General features: G+C 33.1%; 28 protein-coding genes. 26 read left to right on the plus strand and 2 right to left on the minus strand.

All coding sequences use genetic code 11. The features are described from left to right. Nucleotides 1–133: 133 nt before the first annotated feature. From MY490_RS07190 to MY490_RS07210, 5 genes are read left to right on the plus strand one after another with little or no spacing between them, the layout of a single operon-like run. A complete protein-coding gene (locus MY490_RS07190) occupies nucleotides 134–961 on the plus strand; it encodes an electron transfer flavoprotein subunit beta/FixA family protein (protein ID WP_248268616.1) in 828 nt (275 codons plus the stop codon). Beyond that, nucleotides 962–2,002 carry an electron transfer flavoprotein subunit alpha/FixB family protein gene (locus tag MY490_RS07195; RefSeq protein WP_248268617.1) on the plus strand — a complete coding sequence of 347 codons (1,041 nt, stop codon included), beginning with the start codon at nucleotides 962–964 and terminating at the stop codon, nucleotides 2,000–2,002. After that, complete coding sequence (locus MY490_RS07200; RefSeq protein WP_248268618.1) at nucleotides 1,986–3,281, plus strand: FAD-dependent oxidoreductase; 1,296 nt, start codon at nucleotides 1,986–1,988, stop codon at nucleotides 3,279–3,281. Before MY490_RS07195 ends, MY490_RS07200 begins: the two co-directional genes overlap by 17 nt. Then, the gene (locus tag MY490_RS07205) at nucleotides 3,282–3,578 is read left to right on the plus strand and encodes a ferredoxin family protein (RefSeq protein WP_025568180.1); all 297 of its coding nucleotides are present in this window, start codon (nucleotides 3,282–3,284) and stop codon (nucleotides 3,576–3,578) included. A 5-nt stretch (nucleotides 3,579–3,583) separates the two neighbouring features. After that, the gene (locus MY490_RS07210; protein ID WP_025568179.1) at nucleotides 3,584–3,763 is read left to right on the plus strand and encodes a tudor domain-containing protein; all 180 of its coding nucleotides are present in this window, start codon (nucleotides 3,584–3,586) and stop codon (nucleotides 3,761–3,763) included. 127 nt (nucleotides 3,764–3,890) lie between these two features. Here MY490_RS07210 and MY490_RS07215 read toward each other — a convergent pair whose 3' ends face one another. Continuing rightward, complete coding sequence (locus MY490_RS07215) at nucleotides 3,891–4,325, minus strand: hypothetical protein (protein WP_248268619.1); 435 nt, start codon at nucleotides 4,323–4,325, stop codon at nucleotides 3,891–3,893. A 690-nt stretch (nucleotides 4,326–5,015) separates the two neighbouring features. Here MY490_RS07215 and MY490_RS07220 point away from each other — a divergent pair. From MY490_RS07220 to MY490_RS07230, 3 genes are all read left to right on the plus strand, one after another. Then, entirely contained in the window at nucleotides 5,016–5,855 is an 840-nt protein-coding gene (locus tag MY490_RS07220; RefSeq protein WP_248268620.1) for an SAM hydrolase/SAM-dependent halogenase family protein, read from the plus strand. Between the two features lie 402 nt (nucleotides 5,856–6,257). Next, a complete protein-coding gene (locus MY490_RS07225) occupies nucleotides 6,258–6,971 on the plus strand; it encodes a WxL domain-containing protein (RefSeq protein ID WP_248268621.1) in 714 nt (237 codons plus the stop codon). A gap of 142 nt (nucleotides 6,972–7,113) precedes the next feature. Further along, nucleotides 7,114–7,581 carry an RDD family protein gene (locus MY490_RS07230; protein ID WP_248268622.1) on the plus strand — a complete coding sequence of 156 codons (468 nt, stop codon included), beginning with the start codon at nucleotides 7,114–7,116 and terminating at the stop codon, nucleotides 7,579–7,581. A gap of 30 nt (nucleotides 7,582–7,611) precedes the next feature. Here MY490_RS07230 and MY490_RS07235 read toward each other — a convergent pair whose 3' ends face one another. Then, a complete protein-coding gene (locus MY490_RS07235; RefSeq protein ID WP_025568175.1) occupies nucleotides 7,612–7,923 on the minus strand; it encodes a hypothetical protein in 312 nt (103 codons plus the stop codon). Nucleotides 7,924–8,094: 171 nt separating this feature from the next. On the opposite strand from MY490_RS07235, the gene MY490_RS07240 reads away from it, so the two are divergent. The 18 genes from MY490_RS07240 to MY490_RS07325 all read left to right on the plus strand — a co-directional run bounded on the left by MY490_RS07240 (nucleotide 8,095) and on the right by MY490_RS07325 (nucleotide 22,775). Further along, entirely contained in the window at nucleotides 8,095–8,706 is a 612-nt protein-coding gene (locus tag MY490_RS07240) for a sterol desaturase family protein (RefSeq protein ID WP_248268623.1), read from the plus strand. Nucleotides 8,707–9,057: 351 nt separating this feature from the next. Further along, entirely contained in the window at nucleotides 9,058–10,275 is a 1,218-nt protein-coding gene (locus tag MY490_RS07245; RefSeq protein WP_248268624.1) for an MFS transporter, read from the plus strand. A gap of 153 nt (nucleotides 10,276–10,428) precedes the next feature. Beyond that, complete coding sequence (deoC, locus tag MY490_RS07250) at nucleotides 10,429–11,100, plus strand: deoxyribose-phosphate aldolase (protein ID WP_248268625.1); 672 nt, start codon at nucleotides 10,429–10,431, stop codon at nucleotides 11,098–11,100. A gap of 161 nt (nucleotides 11,101–11,261) precedes the next feature. Next, complete coding sequence (gene rpsU / locus MY490_RS07255; RefSeq protein WP_003152957.1) at nucleotides 11,262–11,435, plus strand: 30S ribosomal protein S21; 174 nt, start codon at nucleotides 11,262–11,264, stop codon at nucleotides 11,433–11,435. Between the two features lie 14 nt (nucleotides 11,436–11,449). Continuing rightward, nucleotides 11,450–11,899, plus strand: a complete 450-nt coding sequence (locus MY490_RS07260; protein ID WP_069034181.1) for a GatB/YqeY domain-containing protein — start codon at nucleotides 11,450–11,452, stop codon at nucleotides 11,897–11,899. Between the two features lie 530 nt (nucleotides 11,900–12,429). Beyond that, the gene (locus MY490_RS07265) at nucleotides 12,430–12,894 is read left to right on the plus strand and encodes a hypothetical protein (RefSeq protein ID WP_248268626.1); all 465 of its coding nucleotides are present in this window, start codon (nucleotides 12,430–12,432) and stop codon (nucleotides 12,892–12,894) included. A gap of 305 nt (nucleotides 12,895–13,199) precedes the next feature. Continuing rightward, nucleotides 13,200–13,448: a sporulation protein YqfC gene (gene yqfC, locus MY490_RS07270; RefSeq protein WP_088011443.1), complete on the plus strand. Its 249-nt coding sequence runs from the start codon at nucleotides 13,200–13,202 to the stop codon at nucleotides 13,446–13,448. Between the two features lie 48 nt (nucleotides 13,449–13,496). Further along, entirely contained in the window at nucleotides 13,497–14,684 is a 1,188-nt protein-coding gene (gene yqfD, locus MY490_RS07275) for a sporulation protein YqfD (protein ID WP_248268627.1), read from the plus strand. A gap of 3 nt (nucleotides 14,685–14,687) precedes the next feature. Continuing rightward, a complete protein-coding gene (locus tag MY490_RS07280; RefSeq protein WP_248268628.1) occupies nucleotides 14,688–15,650 on the plus strand; it encodes a PhoH family protein in 963 nt (320 codons plus the stop codon). Nucleotides 15,651–15,723: 73 nt separating this feature from the next. Next, nucleotides 15,724–17,826, plus strand: coding sequence for an HD family phosphohydrolase (locus MY490_RS07285; protein ID WP_248268629.1), 2,103 nt, complete (start codon nucleotides 15,724–15,726; stop codon nucleotides 17,824–17,826). Nucleotides 17,827–17,835: 9 nt separating this feature from the next. Next, nucleotides 17,836–18,312 carry an rRNA maturation RNase YbeY gene (gene ybeY, locus MY490_RS07290; RefSeq protein ID WP_248268630.1) on the plus strand — a complete coding sequence of 159 codons (477 nt, stop codon included), beginning with the start codon at nucleotides 17,836–17,838 and terminating at the stop codon, nucleotides 18,310–18,312. After that, entirely contained in the window at nucleotides 18,293–18,673 is a 381-nt protein-coding gene (locus tag MY490_RS07295) for a diacylglycerol kinase family protein (protein WP_248268631.1), read from the plus strand. The genes ybeY and MY490_RS07295 overlap by 20 nt, the downstream gene beginning before the upstream one ends. A gap of 45 nt (nucleotides 18,674–18,718) precedes the next feature. Continuing rightward, nucleotides 18,719–19,117 carry a cytidine deaminase gene (locus tag MY490_RS07300; protein WP_248268632.1) on the plus strand — a complete coding sequence of 133 codons (399 nt, stop codon included), beginning with the start codon at nucleotides 18,719–18,721 and terminating at the stop codon, nucleotides 19,115–19,117. After that, the gene (gene era, locus MY490_RS07305) at nucleotides 19,110–20,018 is read left to right on the plus strand and encodes a GTPase Era (RefSeq protein WP_098428879.1); all 909 of its coding nucleotides are present in this window, start codon (nucleotides 19,110–19,112) and stop codon (nucleotides 20,016–20,018) included. The genes MY490_RS07300 and era overlap by 8 nt, the downstream gene beginning before the upstream one ends. A gap of 231 nt (nucleotides 20,019–20,249) precedes the next feature. Beyond that, entirely contained in the window at nucleotides 20,250–20,393 is a 144-nt protein-coding gene (locus MY490_RS07310; RefSeq protein WP_069034173.1) for a YqzL family protein, read from the plus strand. 27 nt (nucleotides 20,394–20,420) lie between these two features. Next, nucleotides 20,421–21,206 (plus strand): DNA repair protein RecO, encoded by a 786-nt coding sequence (gene recO / locus MY490_RS07315; RefSeq protein WP_248268633.1) that lies wholly within the window; start codon nucleotides 20,421–20,423, stop codon nucleotides 21,204–21,206. Between the two features lie 97 nt (nucleotides 21,207–21,303). Then, complete coding sequence (locus MY490_RS07320; protein ID WP_069034171.1) at nucleotides 21,304–21,942, plus strand: transcriptional regulator CcpN; 639 nt, start codon at nucleotides 21,304–21,306, stop codon at nucleotides 21,940–21,942. A gap of 20 nt (nucleotides 21,943–21,962) precedes the next feature. Continuing rightward, nucleotides 21,963–22,775 carry a pyruvate, water dikinase regulatory protein gene (locus MY490_RS07325; RefSeq protein WP_248268634.1) on the plus strand — a complete coding sequence of 271 codons (813 nt, stop codon included), beginning with the start codon at nucleotides 21,963–21,965 and terminating at the stop codon, nucleotides 22,773–22,775. The last annotated feature ends 120 nt before the right edge of the window (nucleotides 22,776–22,895 follow it).

A 22,895-nucleotide genomic window follows, 5' to 3' on the forward strand; every position in this document is an offset into this window, starting at 1 on the left:
TGTGAATGTCTCTTTTTTTCGTTTCTATTTTTTAGTTGCTTTCTATCATATTTCTTCAATAAAAATAATATATTTGAACAACATGTACATTTACTAACTATGGGAGACGGGAAGAAAAAGGGAGAGTGAAAGAGTGTTACATATTGTGGTTTGTATAAAACAAGTGCCTGATACGAAAATCATTAAGATGAATCCTAAAACGAATACGATGGACCGTGCAAGTGCGCCAGCAATATTAAATCCGTATGATGCTCATGCAGTTGAGGAAGCTGTTCGAATTAAGAATAAATATGGTGGAACAGTTTCTGTTATTACCATGGGGCCACCACCTGCTGTTAAAGCTATCAGAAAATGTATTGAAATCGGTGCAGATGAAGGGTATATGATTTCAGACCGTGCATTTGCTGGGGCAGATACTTTAGCGACAAGTTATGCTTTGACAAAGGCGATTGAGAAAATAGGACAAATTCAATCGATTGATTTAATCATTTGTGGAAAGATGACAATTGATGGTGATACTGGACAAGTTGGACCAGGTATTGCACGTCGTTTAGATATACCGCCGTTAACATCAGTTAAGAAGGTTCAAGAAATTAATAAAGATGAAGGTTATGCAATTGTTCATCGAAAAATAGAAGATGGCCATGAAGTGATTAAAACGAGTTTACCTTGTTTATTTGCAGTTGAGAAGGAAATCAATGAAGTTCCTTATTCATCACTTACAAATATGATAAAGGCTGCAAGGTATAACCCGACCATCTGGGCCGTGAAGGATTTAGAAGATATTGATATTAAACAATTAGGACTAAAAGGTTCACCAACAATTGTATCAAAAGTATGGGCTCCACCGAAGGCTAAAGGTGGAACGGTTTTTGAAGGTACTTCACTAGAAAAAGTAAATGAATTGATGAAGATTTTAAATGAGAAGAAAGAGTTATTTGAAGTGAAAGGAGGGGTATAAATGGATTTCTCAGAGTACAAAGGTATTTGGGTGTTTATTGAAGAAAACGATAAAGTCATAGCACCCGTGTCACTTGAATTGCTTGGAGCTGGTAAAGAATTAGCAGAAAAACGTGGTTGCGAATTAGCAGGATTATTAATTGGTGAAAATGTGAAATTATTAGCCCCTACGTTATTTGAATATGGTGCTGACATCGTTTATGTATATGATGATCCAATTTTTAAGGATTATCGTACCGAGTCTTATATGAAAGCAGTACTTGAATGTTGTAACAAATATAAGCCCGAAATCTTATTGTATGGTGCAACTTCTAAAGGGAAGGATTTAGCAAGTGCAGTTGCAACTGACTTACCTACAGGTTTAACAGCCGATACAACTGTATTGGATGTTGAAGAAGATACAGGACTATTATTAGCTAGTCGTCCTGCATTTGGTGGAAATATAATGGCAACTATTCTTTGTAAGAAATATAGACCTCAAATGGCTACGGTTCGTCCAAAGGTAATGAAAGCGCTCACTCCTATTCCTGGTGCTGAGGGAGTTGTGATCGAAGAGGAAATTGATTTAAAAGAAGAAGATATTCGTACAAAAGTATTAGAGATCGTACGTGCAACAACTAAGAAAGTTCGCATAGACGAAGCCGATATTATCGTAGCTGGTGGCAAAGGATTAGGTAGTAAAGACGGATTTCAGTTAATTCATATGTTTGCTGAAACGATTGGAGCGGCTGTTGGAGCAAGTCGTGATGTAGTTGAAGCTGGCTGGGTTGAACATCATCATCAAGTAGGTCAGACAGGCGTAACGGTTACACCAAAAATTTATTTTGCAATTGGGATATCTGGTGCAATACAACATATTGTCGGTATGCAAAATTCAGGTCTCATTATTGCGATAAATAAAGATCCGAATGCGGCAATTTTTCAATCTTGTCATTACGGCATCGTAGGAGACGCATTTGAAATTGTACCAATGCTAATTAACCAATTCCAAGAAAGTTTTTCATTAAAGGAGGAAAATCACGATCATGCCGGAAAAATTTGATGTAATTGTCGTTGGAGCAGGCCCAGCAGGAATTTCATGTGCATACGAGCTAGCAAAAAATGGTGTTAATGTTGTTCTTATTGAAAGAGGAGAGTATCCTGGTTCGAAAAATGTTATGGGTGGCGTATTGTATCGTAAAATGATGGAGGACGTTATACCTGAATTTTGGAAGGATGCACCAATTGAGCGTGTGATTGTAGAGCAACGAGTTATGATGCTTGATAAACAATCCGCTACAACCTTCGGATATAAAGGTCTTGAATTTGCTGAAGAACCTTATAATAATTTTACGGTTCTTCGTTCCAAGTTTGATCAATGGTTTGCTCAAAAAGCAGTAGAACAAGGTGCATTATTAATCAATGAAACTGTTGTTCTCGAGTGTATTGTTGAAAACGATATGGTAGTTGGGGTAAGAACGGATCGACCAGATGGTGATTTATATGCCGATGTGGTAGTTCTGGCTGACGGCGTAAATTCTCTTTTAGGAAAATCTTTAGGTTTCCATAAAGAATGGAGACCTGATGAAGTAGCTTTGGCTACAATGGAAATTTTAAAGCTGGATAGTAAAATAATTCAAGATCGATTTGGTCTAGAAGGTAACCAAGGGGTAGCAATCGAGCTATTTGGAGACGCGACAAAAGGCATAGTTGGTACTGGATTTTTATATACAAATAAAGATTCTCTTAGTATTGGGGTCGGTACCTTATTATCAGGAATGATTGAAAACAAATTGAAACCTTATGATTTACTTGAATACGTAAAGAATCACCCGATGATTAGACCATTTATTCAAGGGAGCGAACCACAAGAATACCTGGCCCATTTAATTCCAGAAGGTGGGTACAAATCAATTCCTAAATTGGTTGGAAACGGAGTATTAGTAATTGGTGATGCAGCACAATTAGTAAACGCAATTCACCGTGAAGGATCAAATATGGCAATGACATCTGGAAGATTAGCAGCAGAGACAATTATCGAAGCAAAAGCAATTGATAACTACTCTGATGTTGCTTTAAAACCGTACGCTGATAAATTACTAAATAGCTTCGTAGGACAGGATTTGAAAAAATATAAAGATGCAACACATCATTTTGAAAAATTCCCTCAATATTTCGAGCAATATATTCCACTATTAAATAAATCTGCCAGCCAAATGTTTACAGTAGATGGTAAATCTAAATGGGAAAAACAAAAGAATATTATGAGTAATATAGGAGGGGCAAAGGCTAAACTTAAGCTTGCGAAAGATGTATACAAAGCATGGAAGGTGATGAAATAAATGAGTGAGACAAAAAAAGAAAGTACAATCGAAGAAAAACAGTATCTCGTTCGTTTTAATGCCGATACAAAATCGCACTTAACTGTACTAGATTCCGATATTTGTATGACAAAATGTCCCGATAAAATCTGTACGATATTTTGTCCAGCTGAAGTTTATAAATGGGAAAATATTCGAATGCATGTTGGATACGAGGGATGTCATGAATGTGGAAGCTGTAGAATAGGCTGTCCTCATCAAAATATAAAATGGGAATATCCGAAAGGTGGGCACGGAATTATATTTAGATTGGGGTGATGGGAATGTTCTCGATAGGCAACTATGTTATGTTTAGCTTAGATGGTGCTGTGGGAACGGTTATGGAAACTAAAGATAATCATTGCTTAGTAGCTTGGGAGGATCGTGTTTGTAGTTGGGCAAGTTTCGATCTACTAAGGAAAATTAGTTGCGCAGAATTAATTCAACTCTTCACTCCAAAATAATTCACTTTTTTTAAATGAATCGATATAAAAATGGGGGCTATATGAGAGGTAAAACAACCTCCCATATAGCCCCCAATTACATATTAAAGCAAGTCTATAGCTTTATAATACTAATAAAAAAATGCAATTACATTAACCCGTATACTATAAAAACAATTCTATATGTACCTTTTTCTATTTTTACTTTTTTCGGATCTTGAATAGGTACTTTATCAGATTTCGAGTTACATTCTACTCTATTCTTACAGGATTTAATTAAGTTCTGATCGTTATTAGGTTTAGATATTTTTGTTTTTTCTTTTTGAACAGTTTCTAGTTTAGAGTGTTCAGTTTTATAGATTACTTTGGTTGGCTTAATACTTTTGTCTTTTTCTGTTGCTTCTATCTGTTCTGCTTCATATGAAGGATCTGTAATAAAGGTAAAAATAAATAAAAAAAATAAGGCCCCAGCAATAATAAAATTCTTTAAAGACTTTCCGTTCATTTTAAAGAAAGAGATAATCCCCTTAATAATAAAGAATAGGATTCCTATAAGACATAAAAATTCAATAAACGTGTACAAATAGTCAGCCTCCCTATATTTCGCCACATAATAATATTCGTGATAGAGGACTTAATTACCTTTTTAAAGTTTATTGGAGTGTAACTAAAGTATAGGGAAATTTCATCGGATGAAATAGTGGGTGCTATTTTCCTATTTGTAGCCAATTCTATTTTAGTTCTTTAGTTGTTATTGTTTGGGAATTAAAAAAATGGTGTTGGACATATAATGCAGACAATACATTCAAACAGTACGTCCACTCTATATTTAATTGAGAGATTTCTATTAATATAGAAGTATTTAGTCAATCTTATTTAGCACCTTGCCACTTAGATTAAAAAGTTCCCCAAATTGTATCAAAGTTATTTAATCTAGAATACATTTTTACACAAACCTAGGGGATACTAAAGGTAATAATAAATGTTGTTGTGCCAGTATTTCAAAACTATATACTTTTAAATACTAATGTTATTAATAGATATAGTATCTAACAACTATATCTTTTTTATTTGAAGTTTAAGGGACCATCAAAACAGACAATAAAGTTAAAAGAATTAGAAATTACCAAAACTATACAATTCCAACGTACTAATTAAATTCAAGCAAAGCTATAATTTAATTCATTCAATAAAATACGAATAATATCATTGACTAAATAATAGATTAAATTTATATTTAATTTTAAATATTCAAATAATTAGGGGTGTTTAGATGGGAAATGCATTAGTGTTTCAGTCAGATTTTGGATTACTAGATGGAGCAGTTAGCGCTATGTATGGTGTTTCTTGTAGTGTAAATCAAGATATAAAGATTTACGACTTGACCCATGATATACCTCAATACAATATTTGGGAAGCATCTTACCGACTAGTACAAACAATGAATTACTGGCCAGTTGGAACAGTATTTGTTTCAGTTGTAGACCCAGGTGTAGGATCAGATCGAAGAAGTATAGTGGCTCGCACAAATACGAACCACTTCATTATAACACCTGATAACGGAACATTAACACATGTTGGCAAAATATATGGAATTAACCAATTAAGAGTTATTGACGAAGAAATTAATAGACTACCAAATTCAAGTGAATCTTATACTTTCCATGGGAGAGATATATTTGCTTTTACAGGTGCAAGATTAGCTTCTGGAATAATCGACTTCGAAAATATTGGTCCAGAAGTAGATTCAACTTCTTACATAAAATTACCAATTAAAGAATGTCATAGTGAAAACAATGCGATAACAGGAACAATTGATATACTTGATGTTCGTTATGGTAGTATTTGGACGAATATTGGTCGATCAGATTTTCTCAAACAAGGCGTTTCTCATGGGGATTTTGTAGAAGTTCTAATTACACACCAAGGAAGAAAAGTATACAAAGAAGACGTAAAATATGGAAAATCATTTGCTGATGTAGCAATTGGAGAACCAATCTTATATGCAAACAGTCTAGATCAAATGGCAGTTGCTGTAAATCAAGGCTCGTTTACTGATGAATACGGAATTGATACAGGTATAGAATGGGAAATAACACTTAAAAGTAAGTAGGGAAAGCTTGGAAGTAACATTTGGTTTATGGGAGAAAAATTTATTTTTCTTATTCCTAAATTTTAGTAATTTTTAAATAAAAGTTTAACTTGGGAGTTTACTTATATTTAAGTAGGCTTCTTTTTTCTAGTGAATTTTAATTGGAAAAATGGAGAGTTTGAATTAAAATTCACAATATTTCGTGAATTATTTCACGAAATATTCATTTTTGACTCTATTAAATTTCTTTTATTTAGGGGATTTGTAAAATAAAAAGTAAAATTTTAGTGAACGTTTTCACAAATTATACACAGACAATTGTATTTTCCATTACTATAATTGGCTGTAACTTCTAGATAGATGTTGAGTCTTTTTTTGAAAGCATTTTTATATGAAGAATTTTTTGTAAGGAGTTTTGATTAAATGAAAGTTTCAAAAATTGTAGCAATCGGCGTAGTTAGTATTTCAACACTTGTAGGAGCTGCAAATACATCATTTGCAGCTGTTACGTCTCAAGCAAATTCAAAAACAACTATTAATTTTACAGAAGGTTCTGGTTCAGTAACACCAGTAGATCCAACTGACCCATCAACTCCATTAGAGCCAATTGGTCCTACTGATCCAACTGATCCTCCTACAGGTGAGACAGGTCCGTTAACTTTGGACTTTGTTTCTTCAGTTCAATTCGGTTCGAAAGAAGTTTCAACTAGTGATCAGGTTTATTCTTCTACATCTAAAAAGCCATTTATCCAAGTTTCAGATCGCCGAGGTACTGGTGCAGGGTGGAAAGTGACAGCAAAAGCAAGTATGTTTACAAACGGTACAAGTGAATCACTTCCCGGCGCGGTTCTTACTTTTAAAAATGGATCAGTTGTAACACCAGGTAGTGGAACTGGCCCAACGCCTGCTCAAACAATTACATTAAATACAGATGGATTAACTGAATCTTCGGTTGTTACTGCAGAACCTGGTACGGGACTAGGTACTTGGTTAACAAGATGGTTAGGCCCAAATCCTGATGTTAATGATGGTGCAGTAAATAATAATGTTACATTACAAATTCCTGGTGGTTCAGCAACAATAGGTAATCATGAAGCAATTGTTACTTGGACACTAGTAGATGCTCCAGGAGTATAATTGAATTTACATAAAAAAGCTTAATCAATATTTAATAGCCTGATAGGACTTACTATTAGGCTTTTTATATTTTTTCAATTAAAAATTTTGTATAATTTAAACTGTCGATAAGGACATCTTAGAAACAAAGGTGGAGATTTTATTGGAATCGTATTCTAAATTAGCAAGTAGATCAAGTAGGTTATTAGCAATATTGGTTGATGGATTTATTAGTTTTCTTTTTATTTTTGCCATATCGATTATAACTGGAATGACAAAGTTTTCAACATTTTTTAATCCTACTAGAGTAGAAAAAATTGATATTGGTACTTCTCTACTATCCATTATCTGTGTCATTATATTTTATATTTTGATCCCTACGTTTGTTTGGAAAGGGCAAACAGTAGGAAAGCGTTGGTTAAATATTGCAATCGTTAAGAACGATGATCAAGAAGTAAATTTAAAGACGATGATAATAAGAGAAATTTTTTTCCTCTTAGGATACATAAAAATACCATATTTTTCTTTAGTTGTAGGTTTGGTTGCATTTATTGATCCGTTTTTCATTTTTTCGTCTGAACGAAGAACACTACATGATTTAATTGCAAAAACAAAAGTAATCGATGTTTAAAATAAAAAGAAAGCTCTTTGAGCTTTCTTTTTATTTTAAAATTTTCATTTGGCTTATATGAGCACGTGTTTCTTCAGTACCTAATTCATAAATCATTGCATAGGCTTGTTTTAAAAAATAGTCATATCCATCATTGTTTTCTTGGCTCCAATTAGTGATTGGAATGATGAAAGCAGTTTGAATCCCTGCTGCTTCATCATAACTGTCAATCTGATGGAAAATTCTTTCGAGTCTATGTTTTTCATCAATCGTAGCATCGATTTCTAACTCATAAGGTGCGTCCCCTTGATTTGGAACAATTGTTTTTGCTTGAACGGATACATAATATCTCCTTTTTTCCATATAGATCTCCCTTTTACGTAATTTTGGTTATCATTTTTATTATCCTCACCGACCAGTGCTTTATTCAAAATTAATAATCAACTTGAGTAGAACTTAAAAAGGAATTTCATAAATAAGATTGAAATATAAATTGATATTAAGATAATTTAGGTATAGATAAGGGGGAATTTTATGAAGGGACTATATCGAAACTTTTTTCTTCATTTCGATATTATTGTGATGGGGGTACTTTTTTTAGTTGGAATTATTTATAGTATAGGATTTCATTTATCATGGCTTACTGTCTTAATTTTCATTATAGGATTAATCTTTTTTATGTTTAGTGAGTACGTAACTCATCGTTTCATTTTTCATATAAAGGCACCGAAAAATAAACTATTACTTAAATTCATGAAAAGAATTCATTATGATCATCACACGTATCCAGATGATTTGAAATTGTTATTTTTACCGATATGGTATAGCATTCCGAATTTAGGATCACTTTGTATAATCTATTTTTTGATATCGAAAGATTCAATTCAAACAATCGCATTTGGTTCAGGTTTAGTTTTTATGTTACTAGTGTACGAATGGAAGCATTATGTAGCTCACAGGCCAATTAAACCAATAACGAAAGTAGGACAACAAATTAAAAAGCTACATATCCTGCATCATTTTAAAAATGAAAACTTTTGGTATGGTGTATCGACACCTATTTTTGATGGGATTTTTGGTACATTGAAGGATGAGAAGGAAGTAGTAACAAGTAATACTGCGAAAGCCTTAGAAGAAAGAATGTAAACTGCTAGTAAAAAAGGTATGTTTGAGGAATACTGATTTACTTATTATCTTTTTTAATTGGTGGCCGCCTGAGGAATTATTGCCGGTTGTACTTTTTAAATTATTTAAATGATTACAGAAAATGCCTAGTGTTTACACTAGGTTTTTTGTCGGTTTAAAGCTCCTTTTATAATGAAACAACCTCTATTTTTATAAACTTTTACTAAAAAATTAATATTTTATAAAAATTGAAAAAAGGGTAAATATTTGATTGGAGTGCTTACTATACTGAGAATAAGGGGGGATCATTGTGTCATTGGATCAAACATATTTAGAAAATGTTTTTAGTCAGATAAGAAGTGAGAAATTTGAATGACTAAACTAAATTACAAAAAGATTATGCTATTAGGATTTGGATTTTTTGCAATCAGTCTTACTTGGTCCGTCTATAATGCTTTTATGCCAAAGCTTTTAAGCGATTATTTAAAGTCATCTGCTTTAATCGGATTTATTATGACATTTGATAATTATTTTGCATTATTTTTACAACCTGCCGTTGGAATGTATAGTGATCGTTTAGATACACGATTTGGTAGAAGAATGCCATTTTTAATAGTCGGTATGCCACTTGCTGCATTATTTACCTTTTTAATTCCAGTGCATAAAACACTTATTATGTTGATCTTTTTTATTGTGTTCATGAATTTAAGTATGAGTATTTTCCGTTCTCCAGTTATAGCACTTATGCCTGATTTAACAAGAGTTGAACTAAGAAGCAAGGCCAATAGTGTCATTAATTTTATGGGGGGAATTGGTGCTTTAATTGCATTCTTTGTTGGTTCAATTTTGTGGGATCTAAATAAAGGATTTCCTTTTTACTTGGCTGGATTTTTAATGTTATTTAGTTTTTTAATTCTTTTTTCCTTTATTAGAGAAAAAAGAGATGTTCTAAATTATGAGCAGGCTGAAGAAAAGGTAAAATTAAGAGAAGGTTTTCGTTCAGCCATTCAGAATAAAAGTGCATTATTTCTATTATTAGCAATTCTTAGTTGGTTCACGGGATTTAATGGAATTGAAACCTTTTTTACACGTTATGGGGAGGTTTATTTAGGGGTAAAAGTTAGTGCAGCAGCGTTTTCATTTGCTTTCATATCTTTAGCATTTTTAATCTTTGCCATTCCTGCCGGGTTTATTGGAACAAAAATTGGTAAGAAACGAAGCATATTAATTGGTATATTTGGAATTATCATAGGATTTATTGTTTTATTTTTCTTAAAGGATTTAGTATTCATTCGAATAGTTTTTTTGATTATGGGATGTTTATGGGCATTAGTAAATATAAATTCATATCCTTTCTTAGCCGAGATGGCACCGATTGGATTTATTGGAACATATACTGGTTTATATTATTTATTTTCATCGATTGCCAATATTATATCACCACCATTATTAGGTGCTATTATGGATTTAATTGGATTCAAGTTCATGTTCTTGTATGGAGGTTTCTTTATTGCAATTTCATTCTTCATGATGCTTAAAGTAAAAGATAATCATATAACAGTCGAAAAAAATTCAAATGCATCTTTATAAAATTGATGCTTTGATTTTTTTGGCTGAGTTTTTAAATTTTAAGCTTAGTTTCACATAATTAAAAATCAAAAAACAAATAATATAAAATGCTGATATTTCAGTGTCTATTACAACAGAAATTTTGAAAAAAACATTAGTTAGGAGCACTACAAAATGACAACTAATATCAATAAATTGATTGATCATACAGTTTTAAAACCTGAAACAACTAAATCTCAAATTGAAAAATTATGTCAAGAAGCAAAAGAACATAATTTTGCTTCGGTTTGTGTGAATCCAACTTGGGTAAGTCATTGTGCAAGCTTATTAAAGGGCTCTGAGGTTTTAGTTTGTACTGTAATTGGATTTCCTTTAGGTGCGAATACAAAAGAAACGAAAGCATTTGAAACAAAGAATGCCATTGAAAATGGTGCAGGTGAAGTAGATATGGTAATCAATATCGGAGCTTTAAAGGATAAGGATTACGATACTGTTGAACAAGATATAGCAGCGGTTGTTAATGCAGCAAAAGGTAAAGCATTAGTAAAAGTAATTATTGAAACAAGTCTATTAACGAATGAAGAAAAAGAAATCGCTTCTAAGCTTTCTGTAAAAGCTGGAGCAGATTTCGTTAAAACATCTACAGGATTTTCAACTGGTGGTGCAACTGTTGAGGATGTAGCATTAATGAGAAAAACAGTTGGACCTGATATCGGAGTTAAAGCTTCTGGAGGAGTTCGTGATCTAGCAAGTGTAAATGAAATGGTTAAAGCCGGAGCAACTCGAATTGGTACAAGTAATGGAATAACGATTGTCCAAGGAAACGTAGCAACAGAAGGCTATTGATTCCTTTTAGTGGCAAAGTGTGTTAAGTTTCAAACTTGACATTTACCTGTTGACCTATCAATAGTTTATGTATTATAATCGTAAAAGACATGTGGAAAAGTGTTCTTTTTTGCAGTGTTTTATTGATTGTAAGTGGTAGCTTGGAGGGAGGGAAAAGTAAGATGTCTAAAACAGTCGTTCGTAAAAACGAATCTTTAGAAGATGCTCTTCGTCGTTTTAAACGTTCAGTTTCTAAAACTGGTACGCTACAAGAAGCAAGAAAACGCGAATTTTATGAAAAGCCAAGTGTAAAACGTAAGAAAAAATCAGAGGCAGCGAGAAAACGTAAATTCTAAGAGAGGGTGTTACTATGAGTCTTCTCGAACGTTTGAATTCAGATATGAAACAAGCGATGAAGGAAAAAAACAAAGACAAGTTAGCAGTTATTCGAATGGTGAAAGCGTCATTACAAAATGAAGTAATTAGCTTAGGGAATAATGTGACATTGTCAGCTGATCAAGAGTTAACAATTTTAACTCGTGAAGTGAAACAACGTAAAGACTCCCTCCTGGAATTCGAAAAAGCTGGTCGTCAAGACCTTGTGGATAAATTAAAGCAAGAGTTACTGATTCTAAAAGAATACTTGCCTCAACAATTATCTGAAGAGGAACTTCTTGAAATTGTACGTGTTACAATTTCAGAAGTCGGTGCTACATCAAAAGCTGACATGGGGAAAGTTATGAGTGCAGTTATGCCTAAAGTAAAAGGACAAGCTGATGGCTCTTCTGTGAATAAAGCTGTAGCAAGTCTGTTAAAATAAACGTCTATTTATAGACGTTTATTTTTTTGTTATTTTAGTTACTGCAATTAAAGTCTTGGGATGTGCAAATAAATTTAACGAAACTGCATTTAAATTTCTAAAACTGCAAATAAAAAAATCAATACTGCAATTAACTCCTCAAATGATGCTTCCGACAAATAAATCACATAAATCTACTTAAATTTTCACGAAAACAGTTCGGTTCCCCAAAAAATTAACCTAATTTGTCCTAAAATCCTTATCCATAATCCTACATCTGCACCAAACTCAGTCATGGTGTAAACGTTATCCTTTTATAGAGCGCCACTTATCCGGTTTGGCTGTAAACTACTAACTCCTTTTAATTGTGCATAATCCCAATCCTGAGAAAATTCAAATCAAAAGGGTCAATGAAAAAATTAATAATATTTTACTCTATATTTGACTAAATGTGTGATGTACATCACATATGAAATTAATCTTATTCGGTATGATGAATTCAGATGAACAATGTAATTGTTTATCGCCTATTGGTAAAGGAGAGATGAATCATGATACCGTTCGGGGACTTACACAATGATCTTGGGGGAATAGCATTTGCTTTAGGTTGGTTAATAATTGTCGTACCATTCGCATTTACATTAATCTTTATTACGAAAGAGATGGCAATAGGTGACGAAGAACGACTACAAGATGAGATCAAGCAAGGGGTTCATGACTATGCTAGATTAAATAAAAAACCATTCATAACAGAAACAAATGATTCACCACAAATAGATACAACTATGGCTAAAAGACCGTTACCAATTAAGTTGGTGGGTTTGATCGTGAGTGCACTCATCACTTATGTTACAGTCAAAGGGATTTACAGTGATGGGAATAGTGATTTAACTTCAATCGGTCTTGTAGTAATGTGGAGTCTGTTCTTTCTCACACAAGGGGTTCTTTGGTGGGTTGCTACTTCACAAGGAAAACAAGATGTTTATCAAGATGTTACAATTCAAAGAAGGATGTAAAATCGTATATAAATTTAAACCGAGACTAGTTATTTGTTCTCGGTTTTTTCTATGTCATAAGACGAAAAGAGGGCTCTTGTTAAAGTCAGTTGGCTCCTTGATTTTCCGCAGAGCAAAGACCCTATTAGCCATAATGCCCACCTTCTCCCGCAATAAACTACACCTTTATAAAATCCGAATATTCATCTTAAATTTCCTTTACCATTTTCTTTTTATATCATACCTTCTCAAAATTCATCATAAATATGATATGAAAGGGGGAGGAGTCTATCTTGAAAAGATTAGCGCATAATTTAAAAACATGGATGTCAAGTAAGATGGACTTACCACCAGATGTATTATTGGAATTGCCACGTATTACGATGTTAGGTCAACTACATATTTATATTGAAAACCATAGAGGGTTACTTGTGTATTCAGACAATGAATTACGTTTGTTAATGAAGCAGGGGCAGTTGTTGATTAAAGGGAAAGATTTTGTTTTGAAGACGATGTTGCCTGAGGAGATTTTGTTGGAAGGCGAAATTGAGCATGTATATTTTATTAATGAATAGCATCTAGAACTTACACCATGATCAGTCTAATGAACATGGGGGATTAGGATGAAAAACCAATGGACTTCAAATCTTACGGGGATGGTTCAAGTAAAAGTGATAGGGCTTGGACCAGAACGTTTTTTAAATGATTGTATGCGAAAAGGGATTCCACTTCGTGATGTGAAGAAAAGTGGTACCAATTCGATTACGTTTACAATTGAGTTGAAAGATTATAAACGGATCAAGAATATTCCTCGTAAAAAAGAGTATAAGGTTTATTTTATTGGCAGGAAGGGTCTGCCTTTTGAAGTTAGACGAGCATGGAAGTATTTTGGATTTGTAGTAGGAGTTCTTGGCTTTTTAGTTGTATTATTTTTACTTTCAAATATGGTTTGGCGAATTGATATAAAGGGTGCTTCGCCTGAAGTGGAATATAAACTTCGGAAAGATTTAACTGCGATGGGTGTTAAGACTGGCGCATCTCAATTTACTTTACCTAGAATGCAAACAATTCAAAAAAAGCTACAAGATGATAATCCAACATTAACCTGGATTGGTGTACAATTAAATGGGACTACCTTTCATTTTGAAGTAGTTGAAAAGCATATACCTAAGCCGGAGAAGGCGTTAAGTCCACGTCATATTATTGCACGTGAAGAAGCTGTTATTTCAAGTATGTTTGTTGAAAAGGGGAAACCACTTGTTGTAAAGAATGACTTTGTGAAAAAAGGTCAAATATTAGTATCTGGAATAATCGGAACGGAAGAACATCCTATTTTAGTCCCAGCAGTTGGCAAAATCATGGGGGAAGTTTGGAGAGAGGAAATAATTAGTGTTCCTTTAGATACTCCGTTTACGGTGCTTACAGGAGAGAGGAAAACTAGTTATTATATTGGAACTAAGGAAAATCAAATAAAATTTTGGGGTTTTGATAAGAATAAATATAAGTCTTTTGAAGATGAAAGTAGTTCGTATCAATTTAAATTTTTAAAATGGAAATTGCCAATCTTTTTTAGTAAAAAAACAACTCTTGAAAGTGAAAAATATGTAAGAACATACTCTAAAGTACAGGCTGCTCAACTTGGAAAACAAATCGGTAAGAAGGAATTAATGAAAAAGTTAAGTCCAGATGCCAAAATTTTACAAGAAAAAGTTTTGCACGAGTCAATAGACAATGGTAAAGTTAATTTAAGAATGTATTATAAAGTTTTAGAAGATATCACAAAAACGAAAACTATTGTTCAAGGGGACTGAGTAATGCCAGAACAACTACTAACGATTAATCAACAACTAGAGGATCCAAACGAAGCAATTGCCTTATTTGGTACAAACGATAAGCATCTAGAAATAATTGAAAATTTGCTTGATGTTAAGATTGTGTCACGTGGTCAATCTGTACAAGTTTCAGGTACGAATGAAGATGTGAAAACTGTTGAGCAAATCATTCAAGCTCTTTTAGAGGTTATTCGAAATGGAGTGAGTATTACATCGAGAGATGTTACGTACTCAATTCAGATGGCTAAAGAAGGAAGGTTGTCATCATTTGCTAGGTTGTATGACGAAGAAATTATTAAAAATTCAAAAGGAAAACCAATTCGTGTTAAGACTTTTGGGCAAAGACATTATCTTCGTGCAATACAATCAAATGATTTAGTATTTGGAATTGGGCCTGCTGGTACAGGTAAAACATATCTTGCAGTTGTCATGGCTGTTCAAGCATTAAAAAATAATAAAGTAAGTAAAATTATTTTAACTAGACCTGCTGTGGAAGCTGGAGAAAGTTTAGGATTTTTACCAGGAGATTTAAAGGAAAAGGTTGATCCATATTTAAGACCATTGTACGATGCTCTACACGATGTTTTAGGACAAGAGCATACTCTGCGTTTAATTGAAAGAGGAACGATTGAAATTGCACCTTTAGCATATATGAGGGGACGTACTTTAGAAGATGCCTTTGTCATTTTAGATGAAGCTCAAAATACAACAATGGCTCAAATGAAGATGTTTTTGACCCGTTTAGGATTTGGCTCTAAAATGGTTATTACAGGTGACCCTTCACAAATTGATTTACCTAAAGGAGTAAAGTCAGGTTTAATATCGGCTCAAAATACACTTAAAGGTGTTGAGGGCATTGGTATGACAATCTTAGAACAAACTGACGTAGTTCGTCACCCACTAGTACAAAAAATTATTCAAGCTTATGATTTAGCAAAAGAATGATTCGTAGTGACCCTACATTGATAGGGTCATTTCGTATTTTTATGATGAGGTGCATTTCTAGAAAGGGGAAACAATGAATAGTTTGCAAGCTTTAATTCAGCGTTTTAAGAATCAAACTCTTGTCATATTACTATGTACTATTGCATTCAGCTTATTAAGTTTTCTTCTTTTAGTTAGTCATGTTAGACCGGTAAAATACGACATTCAGCTATTATCAATTGCTGATGATAATATTTATTCACCTATCACGATTGAGGACAAAGGAGCGACGGCTAAAAAGCGACTTGAGGCTGCAGCAAGAGTTGAGGATGTATATAAATATGAGGAAAGTTATACACAAAAACGGATAGACATTGTAAATTCAATTTTTGATATTGTAACAGAAGTGAAAAATGAAAATGCAAAGAGTGATAATCCTACAGGACAAGCATTAATTGATAAAGAAACAAGTGATGTTAAGAAAAAGCTACCTGATGATATTCGTAAAAACTTAGAAGATAGTGTATTTAGCACTTTAGTTAGATCGTCAGAAGAACAGTTAAATATTACGAAAGCTTCGTTAAATACGGCTATTAACAATGTAATGTCTGAGGAAATTACGACGAACCAAATTGAAGAATCTCGTGGAAAGCTTCGAAACGAATTATCATATGTAAGCGTTAATCCTTCACTAAAGGATGCGATGATCTCAATTGGTGAGTTTGCGATAGTGCCAAACTACTTTTTTGATGCAGAGGAGACAAAAGAGAGAAAACGTCTAGAAAGTGAAAGTGTAGATAGTGTTTATATTTTACAAGGACAAGTCTTAGTTAAAGCCGGAGAGACCATTACAAAGGAAAAATATGATCAATTAAAATTAGTTGGCTTAATAAAAAACAAACAGTCGATTCAACCGTATATTGGATTAATTTTATTAATTGGAGTATTGGCGTACTTTGTATTGAAGCAAACTGCAGCTTTAAAAGAAAAAGGGAATATATACATCGTTACATACTATAGCATTGTAATTTTTACCATCTTAATTTTGAAAATTGTAAGCTTGTTTCAAAAAGTTGAGTTTTCTGGCCTTGTATATGTAGCTCCAGTTGCGATTGGGACTTTATTGATAAAGTTTTTATTAGGTAATCGATATTTAATGGTTTCGTCGATTATTTTCTCTATTTGCGGTAGTTTAATGTTTAACGAAGATGTAAATGGCGCAATTAATTACTCGACTGGAATCTATATTTTATTTAGTTCAATCACCGTTTTATTTTTAAATGAGGTTAAAAATAAGCGTTCAATGATTCTCCATGCAGGATTTTTAATTTCGCTTGTTAATATTGCTACTCTGTTTTCTTTAATCTTAATTCGGAATGGTCAATATTCATCAGTAGAAATCGGGATATATTTATTGATGGGACTTACTTCTGGCGTTTTATCAAGTGTCATTACGATGGGGATATTACCTTTTGTAGAAGATTCGTTTGGAATGGTGTCCTCATTTAAACTTGTTGAGTTAGGTAGTCCAAATCATCCTTTATTAAGAAAAATTTTATTAGAAGCCCCGGGTACATACCATCATAGTATAATGGTTGCAAATTTAGCTGAAGGTGCTTGTGAAGCGATCGGTGCAAATGGTTTGTTAGCTAGGGTAGGAGCATATTATCATGATATCGGTAAAACGAATAATCCAGGATTCTTTATAGAAAATCAAATGGGTGGTCATAATCCTCATGACCGTATTAAACCGATTCAAAGTAAAGATATCATTTTAAGGCATGTAAGTGATGGAGTAAAAATACTAAAAAAATATAATTTGCCAAAAGATATTATTGATATTGCAGCGGAGCATCATGGTACAACTTTATTAAAGTATTTTTATTATAAGGAAAAAGAGACGAATCCTGACGTTAAAGAAAGTGATTTTAGATATCCAGGTCCAAAAGCCCATTCAAAGGAATCGGCAATTGTAGGAATTGCTGATAGTGTTGAAGCAGCAGTTCGTTCGTTAAAGGACCCAGATATGGAAAAAATCGAGGTATTAGTTTCTTCCATTATGCATGACCGTTTGAATGATGGTCAGTTTGCAATGTGTGAATTAAATTTAAAAGAATTACATATTGTTGAGAAATCATTGTGTGAGACTTTAAAAGGAACTTTCCATTCAAGAATACAGTATCCAGATGAAAGATAAGGTGAGAAAATGGTTCAACTAGAAATTGATTTTATAGATGAAACAAATGAAGTGACTAAAGAACAGCAATCTGATATAAAGGGTTTACTAGAGTGCGCACTTGAATATGAGGGTGTTACGGGTGAAGTTGAAATTGCAGTTTCATTTGTAGATGATGAAAGAATTCATGAAATTAATAAAGAATATCGAGAAAAAGACCGTGCTACTGATGTTATTTCATTTCCAATGGAAGAATTAGGAGAAGGCGAGATTGAAATCACTGGAGTGGACTTACCACGTACTTTAGGTGATATTGTCATTTCAATTCCTACTACTAAGAGACAGGCTGAGGAGTATGGTCATTCATTCCGCCGTGAATTAGGTTTTTTAGCAGTTCACGGATGTTTACATTTACTTGGTTATGATCATATGAATGAAGCCGATGAGAAAGTGATGTTTACAAAACAAAAGGAAATATTAGAAAAATATGGCCTTGAAAGACTCTAAAAAAAGAGCGTCATTATTTAAATCTTTTGGTTTTGCATTTAGTGGTATATTTAACGTCATTAAGAATGAGAGGAATATAAAAATCCAATTATTTGCAGCACTCATTTCAATTGGACTTGCGTTTTATTTACATATTAGCCGAATAGATTGGTTAATCCTACTACTTATTATTACAATTGTCATTTCGCTAGAGCTAGTTAATTCTTCAATTGAAGCAGTTGTAGATTTAGCATCACCTAATAAACATCCTTTAGCAAAAAAAGCGAAGGATGTGGCAGCAGGGGCGGTGTTAATCGCTGCAATCGTTTCAATCATTATAGGTGCTTTGCTATTTTTTCCGTATTTTACTATACTACGTTAATAAGACCCACTTTCGTGTTCGGGCTTATAATAGGAGGCTACATAAATGGATAAACAACAACTTATAAATGAAGCGATAAAAGCTAGAGTAAATGCATATGTACCATATTCGAAGTTCCAAGTTGGTGCAGCTTTACTTACAAAGGATGGTCAAGTTATTCATGGTTGTAATATAGAAAATGCATCATATGGTCTAACGAATTGTGCAGAACGAACTGCATTATTTAAAGCATATTCAGAAGGCATTACGGAGTTTTCAGCAGTTGCAGTAGTCGCTGATACCGAGGGACCTGTTGCTCCTTGTGGGGCATGCCGTCAAGTTTTATTTGAACTTAGTGGTCCAGATACAATCGTATATTTATCAAACTTAAATGGAGCAATCCAAGAAACAACAGTAAAAGAATTATTGCCAGGAGCATTTACATCGGAGGATTTGAATGAATAAAGAAAGTTATAAATCAGGTTTTGTCTCAATTATAGGTAGACCAAATGTAGGGAAAAGTACATTCCTAAATCGAGTAATAGGTCAAAAAATAGCTATAATGAGTGATAAGCCTCAAACTACTCGTAATAAAATTCAAGGCGTCTTTACAGAAGATGATGCACAAATTGTCTTTATTGACACGCCAGGAATCCATAAACCAAAACACAAACTTGGTGATTTTATGGTAAAGGTAGCCCAAGATTCAATTAAGGATGTTGACGCTACGTTATTTATGATAAATGCCAATGAAGGATTTGGTCGTGGAGATGAATTCATTATTGAGAAGCTGCAAGGAAGTCGTAGTCCAGTAATTTTAGTTATTAATAAAATTGATACAATTCATCCTGATCAGTTATTTGATTTAATCAATAAATACAAAGATTTATTCCAATTTGCTGAAATTGTTCCGATCTCAGCATTACAAGGGAATAATGTCGATCGCTTATTAAAAGTTATTAAAACTTATCTACCAGAAGGTCCGCAATATTATCCTGCAAATCAAGTAACAGATCATCCTGAAAGATTTATCATTTCAGAATTAATAAGAGAAAAAGTATTGCATTTGACTAGAGAAGAGGTTCCTCATTCAATTGCTGTTATTATTGAGCAAATTGAAAGAAGACCAGAAGGAAATGCAATATACGTTAATGCCACAATTGTCGTTGAAAGGTCTTCCCAAAAAGGAATCATTATCGGTAAGCAAGGTAGCATGTTAAAAGAGGTTGGCAAGCGTGCACGTTTAGATATAGAAAACTTGCTTGATACAAAAGTATTCTTAGAGTTATGGGTTAAGGTTCAAAAAGATTGGCGTAACCGTATGTCTCAATTAAGAGATTTAGGTTTCCGTGAGGATGAGTATTAAAAGGTAAAAATCAAGGGACTAGGGCTTAGCATCAAGGTTTAATAATATTACCTTTGTTCAAAAAAACCCAACATATTTTTCTTGATTTTGCAAGCTTTTTATTTATAATTTTAATAAATTTTATACACATGAAAATCGGGAGAGAAGGTCACATTATAAGTAAGCAGGGAAAGTAATTGGCTATAGGTAATGAGCAATGAGTTGTAGCTATTCTTGAAAGGTGGTTTCTCAATGTTGAATTTTACCTGGGATGTCTTTTCTAAAACTGGAAATGTTGAGACATATTTATTGTTTAAGCAGCTTGAACAGGAACATGTGGATCAGAAAAGTTACATTGATGAAGAAATAGCTGATATTGATTCCCTACATACTTAACCTTCATCCAATTGGATGGTGAGTTAATTGTTACAGCGTGTAGAAGGAATTGTATTAAGGGCAAACGCTTATGGAGAATCAAATGTTATTATTACTCTCTTAACAAGAGAATTAGGTAAGATAGGAGTTGTGGCAAGAGGAGCAAAGAAGACGAATAGTCGACTTGCTTCTGTTACACAACTCTTTACATATGGGTCGTTTTTAATTCAAAAAGGATCTGGTTTAGGTACTTTAAGTCAAGGAGAACTGATTGATTCATTTCGTGAATTAAGAAGTGATTTAGTTGCAACTGCGTATGCTTCGATTGTTGTAGAACTTACTGATAAAGCGGTTGAAGAGAAAAAAAATAATCCATATTTATTTGAATTGGTCCTTCAATTACTACAACACATGAATGAAGGCGCAGACGCTGAAGTTTTGACTTATTTATTTATGACGAAAATGATACCTGTATTAGGATATCACCCATTTTTTGATCAATGTGTGAATTGTAGATGTAGTGCAAATGAAAATATATTTGTAGCCTTTTCTGTTAAAGAAGGTGGGTTTTTATGTCAGCGTTGTAAACATACTGATCCATATGCTTTTTCTGTTACTGAAAAGTCGGTTAAGTTAATGAGATTATTTTATCATTTTGATGTAAATCGACTTGGAAAAATTGAGGTTAGTGAAGCAACAAAGAAAAACTTACAACAAATTTTGTTTTCTTACTATGATGAATATAGTGGAATCTATTTAAAGTCACGAAAGTTTTTAGAGCAATTAAAAAATATGGAAAATTTTCTGAAAACTGATAAAAATTCAGAAACCTAAGGAAGGAAATAGGCTACCTATTTCCTTCTTTCTTTTTTAAATTGTAAAAATAGTATATAATATTTATTAGAGAGTATAACATATTGGATAGTTAGGGGTGAGGGAAATCGAACTGACAAAGCGACAAACTCAAATACTTGAAATTGTAAAAAATAATGGACCAATTACAGGTGAACATATAGCTGATAAGCTAGCACTTACAAGAGCTACGCTTCGCCCGGATTTAGCTATTCTTACAATGACTGGTTTTTTAGAGGCAAGACCACGAGTAGGATATTATTACACAGGTAGAACAAGCGGTGCACAAGTCATTGACAGAATTAAAAAATTGACTGTAAAGGAATTTCAGGCGATTCCAGTTGTAGTAGATCGAAGTTCATCAGTGTATGATGCAATTGTTACAATGTTTCTTGAAGATGTAGGAACTTTATTTGTTGTTGATCAAAATTCGATTTTAACCGGAGTACTTTCGAGAAAAGACTTACTCCGTGCAAGTATAGGAAATAAAGATTTGCATACATTACCCGTAGATATTATCATGACGAGGATGCCAAACATTACAATTTGCTATAAAGATGATACAATTTATAATGTAGCTAAGAGTTTAATTGAAAAACAAATTGATGCTGTCCCTGTTGTTCGTGAAAGTGAGCATGGACTTGAGGTAATTGGTCGATTTACAAAAACAAATTTTACTCGTGCGATTGTAGACTTAATGAACAATGATATGTTTTAGTAAAGTTAAGAGGTGAACATATGGGCAATTCAATCGTTTATGTTGTATCAGATTCTGTTGGTGAAACAGCAGAGCATGTCGTAAAGGCAGCTATTAGTCAATTTCATGAAAAATTCGAGATTAGACGTGTACCATACGTTGAAGATAATGCAACATTAATTGAAATAGTTCAAGTAGCAAAAGAAAATAATGGTATTATCGTATTTACATTAGTAAAACCTGATATGAGAAAGAAATTATTAGAGGAATCGCAAAGTGCTGGTGTAATCGTATATGACTTAATCGGTCCATTAATCGATAAAATTTCAACGATTCATAAACTTGAACCTAGAAATGAACCTGGTGTTGTCCGCAAACTAGATGAAGATTATTTCCAACGGATTGAGGCAATTGAATTTGCCGTTAAATATGATGATGGAAGAGACCCAAGAGGTATTGAAAAAGCTGATATAGTCTTAATCGGTGTATCTAGAACATCAAAGACTCCTTTATCACAATATCTTGCTCATAAAGGATTTAAAGTTGCCAATGTGCCTTTAGTTCCAGAAGTTGATCCACCAGAACAACTACTTAATGTTCCAAAAGAAAAGTGCATAGGACTAATGATTTCTCCAGAAAAGTTAAATCATATTCGAAAAGAAAGATTAATTTCATTAGGACTTCACGACGGAGCTAGTTATGCTAATATTTCAAGAATTGAAGAAGAACTAAAACACTTCAATAATGTTGTTAAACAAATTGGCTGTAAAGTTGTAGATGTTTCAAGTAAGGCAGTAGAAGAATCCGCTAATGTAATATTAAATTACTATTACCAAAATAGGCAGATTAGATAATTTTTTTGAAATTAAAAATGATGATCGATCTTTTTTAGACTGACACATTAGAGGAATCTAATGTGTTTTCATCTTTTTTTAATAAGAATTTAGCTAAATCAGCATCCTACGTAAAAGTTA

Source organism: Gottfriedia acidiceleris, from assembly GCF_023115465.1.
GTDB lineage: Bacteria > Bacillota > Bacilli > Bacillales > Bacillaceae_G > Gottfriedia > Gottfriedia acidiceleris_B.

Bases quoted from the DNA above. Each gene is read 5' to 3' on its own strand.
- MY490_RS07195 (WP_248268617.1), top strand. From the start codon at position 962: ATGGATTTCTCAGAGTACAAAGGTATTTGGGTGTTTATTGAAGAAAAC.
- MY490_RS07200 (WP_248268618.1), top strand. From the start codon at position 1,986: ATGCCGGAAAAATTTGATGTAATTGTCGTTGGAGCAGGCCCAGCAGGA.
- MY490_RS07205 (WP_025568180.1), top strand. From the start codon at position 3,282: ATGAGTGAGACAAAAAAAGAAAGTACAATCGAAGAAAAACAGTATCTC.
- MY490_RS07210 (WP_025568179.1), top strand. From the start codon at position 3,584: ATGTTCTCGATAGGCAACTATGTTATGTTTAGCTTAGATGGTGCTGTG.
- MY490_RS07220 (WP_248268620.1), top strand. From the start codon at position 5,016: ATGGGAAATGCATTAGTGTTTCAGTCAGATTTTGGATTACTAGATGGA.
- MY490_RS07225 (WP_248268621.1), top strand. From the start codon at position 6,258: ATGAAAGTTTCAAAAATTGTAGCAATCGGCGTAGTTAGTATTTCAACA.
- MY490_RS07235 (WP_025568175.1), bottom strand. From the start codon at position 7,923: ATGGAAAAAAGGAGATATTATGTATCCGTTCAAGCAAAAACAATTGTT.
- MY490_RS07240 (WP_248268623.1), top strand. From the start codon at position 8,095: ATGAAGGGACTATATCGAAACTTTTTTCTTCATTTCGATATTATTGTG.
- MY490_RS07245 (WP_248268624.1), top strand. From the start codon at position 9,058: ATGACTAAACTAAATTACAAAAAGATTATGCTATTAGGATTTGGATTT.
- deoC (WP_248268625.1), top strand. From the start codon at position 10,429: ATGACAACTAATATCAATAAATTGATTGATCATACAGTTTTAAAACCT.
- rpsU (WP_003152957.1), top strand. From the start codon at position 11,262: ATGTCTAAAACAGTCGTTCGTAAAAACGAATCTTTAGAAGATGCTCTT.
- MY490_RS07260 (WP_069034181.1), top strand. From the start codon at position 11,450: ATGAGTCTTCTCGAACGTTTGAATTCAGATATGAAACAAGCGATGAAG.
- MY490_RS07265 (WP_248268626.1), top strand. From the start codon at position 12,430: ATGATACCGTTCGGGGACTTACACAATGATCTTGGGGGAATAGCATTT.
- yqfC (WP_088011443.1), top strand. From the start codon at position 13,200: ATGTCAAGTAAGATGGACTTACCACCAGATGTATTATTGGAATTGCCA.
- yqfD (WP_248268627.1), top strand. From the start codon at position 13,497: ATGAAAAACCAATGGACTTCAAATCTTACGGGGATGGTTCAAGTAAAA.
- MY490_RS07280 (WP_248268628.1), top strand. From the start codon at position 14,688: ATGCCAGAACAACTACTAACGATTAATCAACAACTAGAGGATCCAAAC.
- MY490_RS07285 (WP_248268629.1), top strand. From the start codon at position 15,724: ATGAATAGTTTGCAAGCTTTAATTCAGCGTTTTAAGAATCAAACTCTT.
- ybeY (WP_248268630.1), top strand. From the start codon at position 17,836: ATGGTTCAACTAGAAATTGATTTTATAGATGAAACAAATGAAGTGACT.
- MY490_RS07295 (WP_248268631.1), top strand. From the start codon at position 18,293: ATGGCCTTGAAAGACTCTAAAAAAAGAGCGTCATTATTTAAATCTTTT.
- MY490_RS07300 (WP_248268632.1), top strand. From the start codon at position 18,719: ATGGATAAACAACAACTTATAAATGAAGCGATAAAAGCTAGAGTAAAT.
- era (WP_098428879.1), top strand. From the start codon at position 19,110: ATGAATAAAGAAAGTTATAAATCAGGTTTTGTCTCAATTATAGGTAGA.
- MY490_RS07310 (WP_069034173.1), top strand. From the start codon at position 20,250: ATGTTGAATTTTACCTGGGATGTCTTTTCTAAAACTGGAAATGTTGAG.
- MY490_RS07325 (WP_248268634.1), top strand. From the start codon at position 21,963: ATGGGCAATTCAATCGTTTATGTTGTATCAGATTCTGTTGGTGAAACA.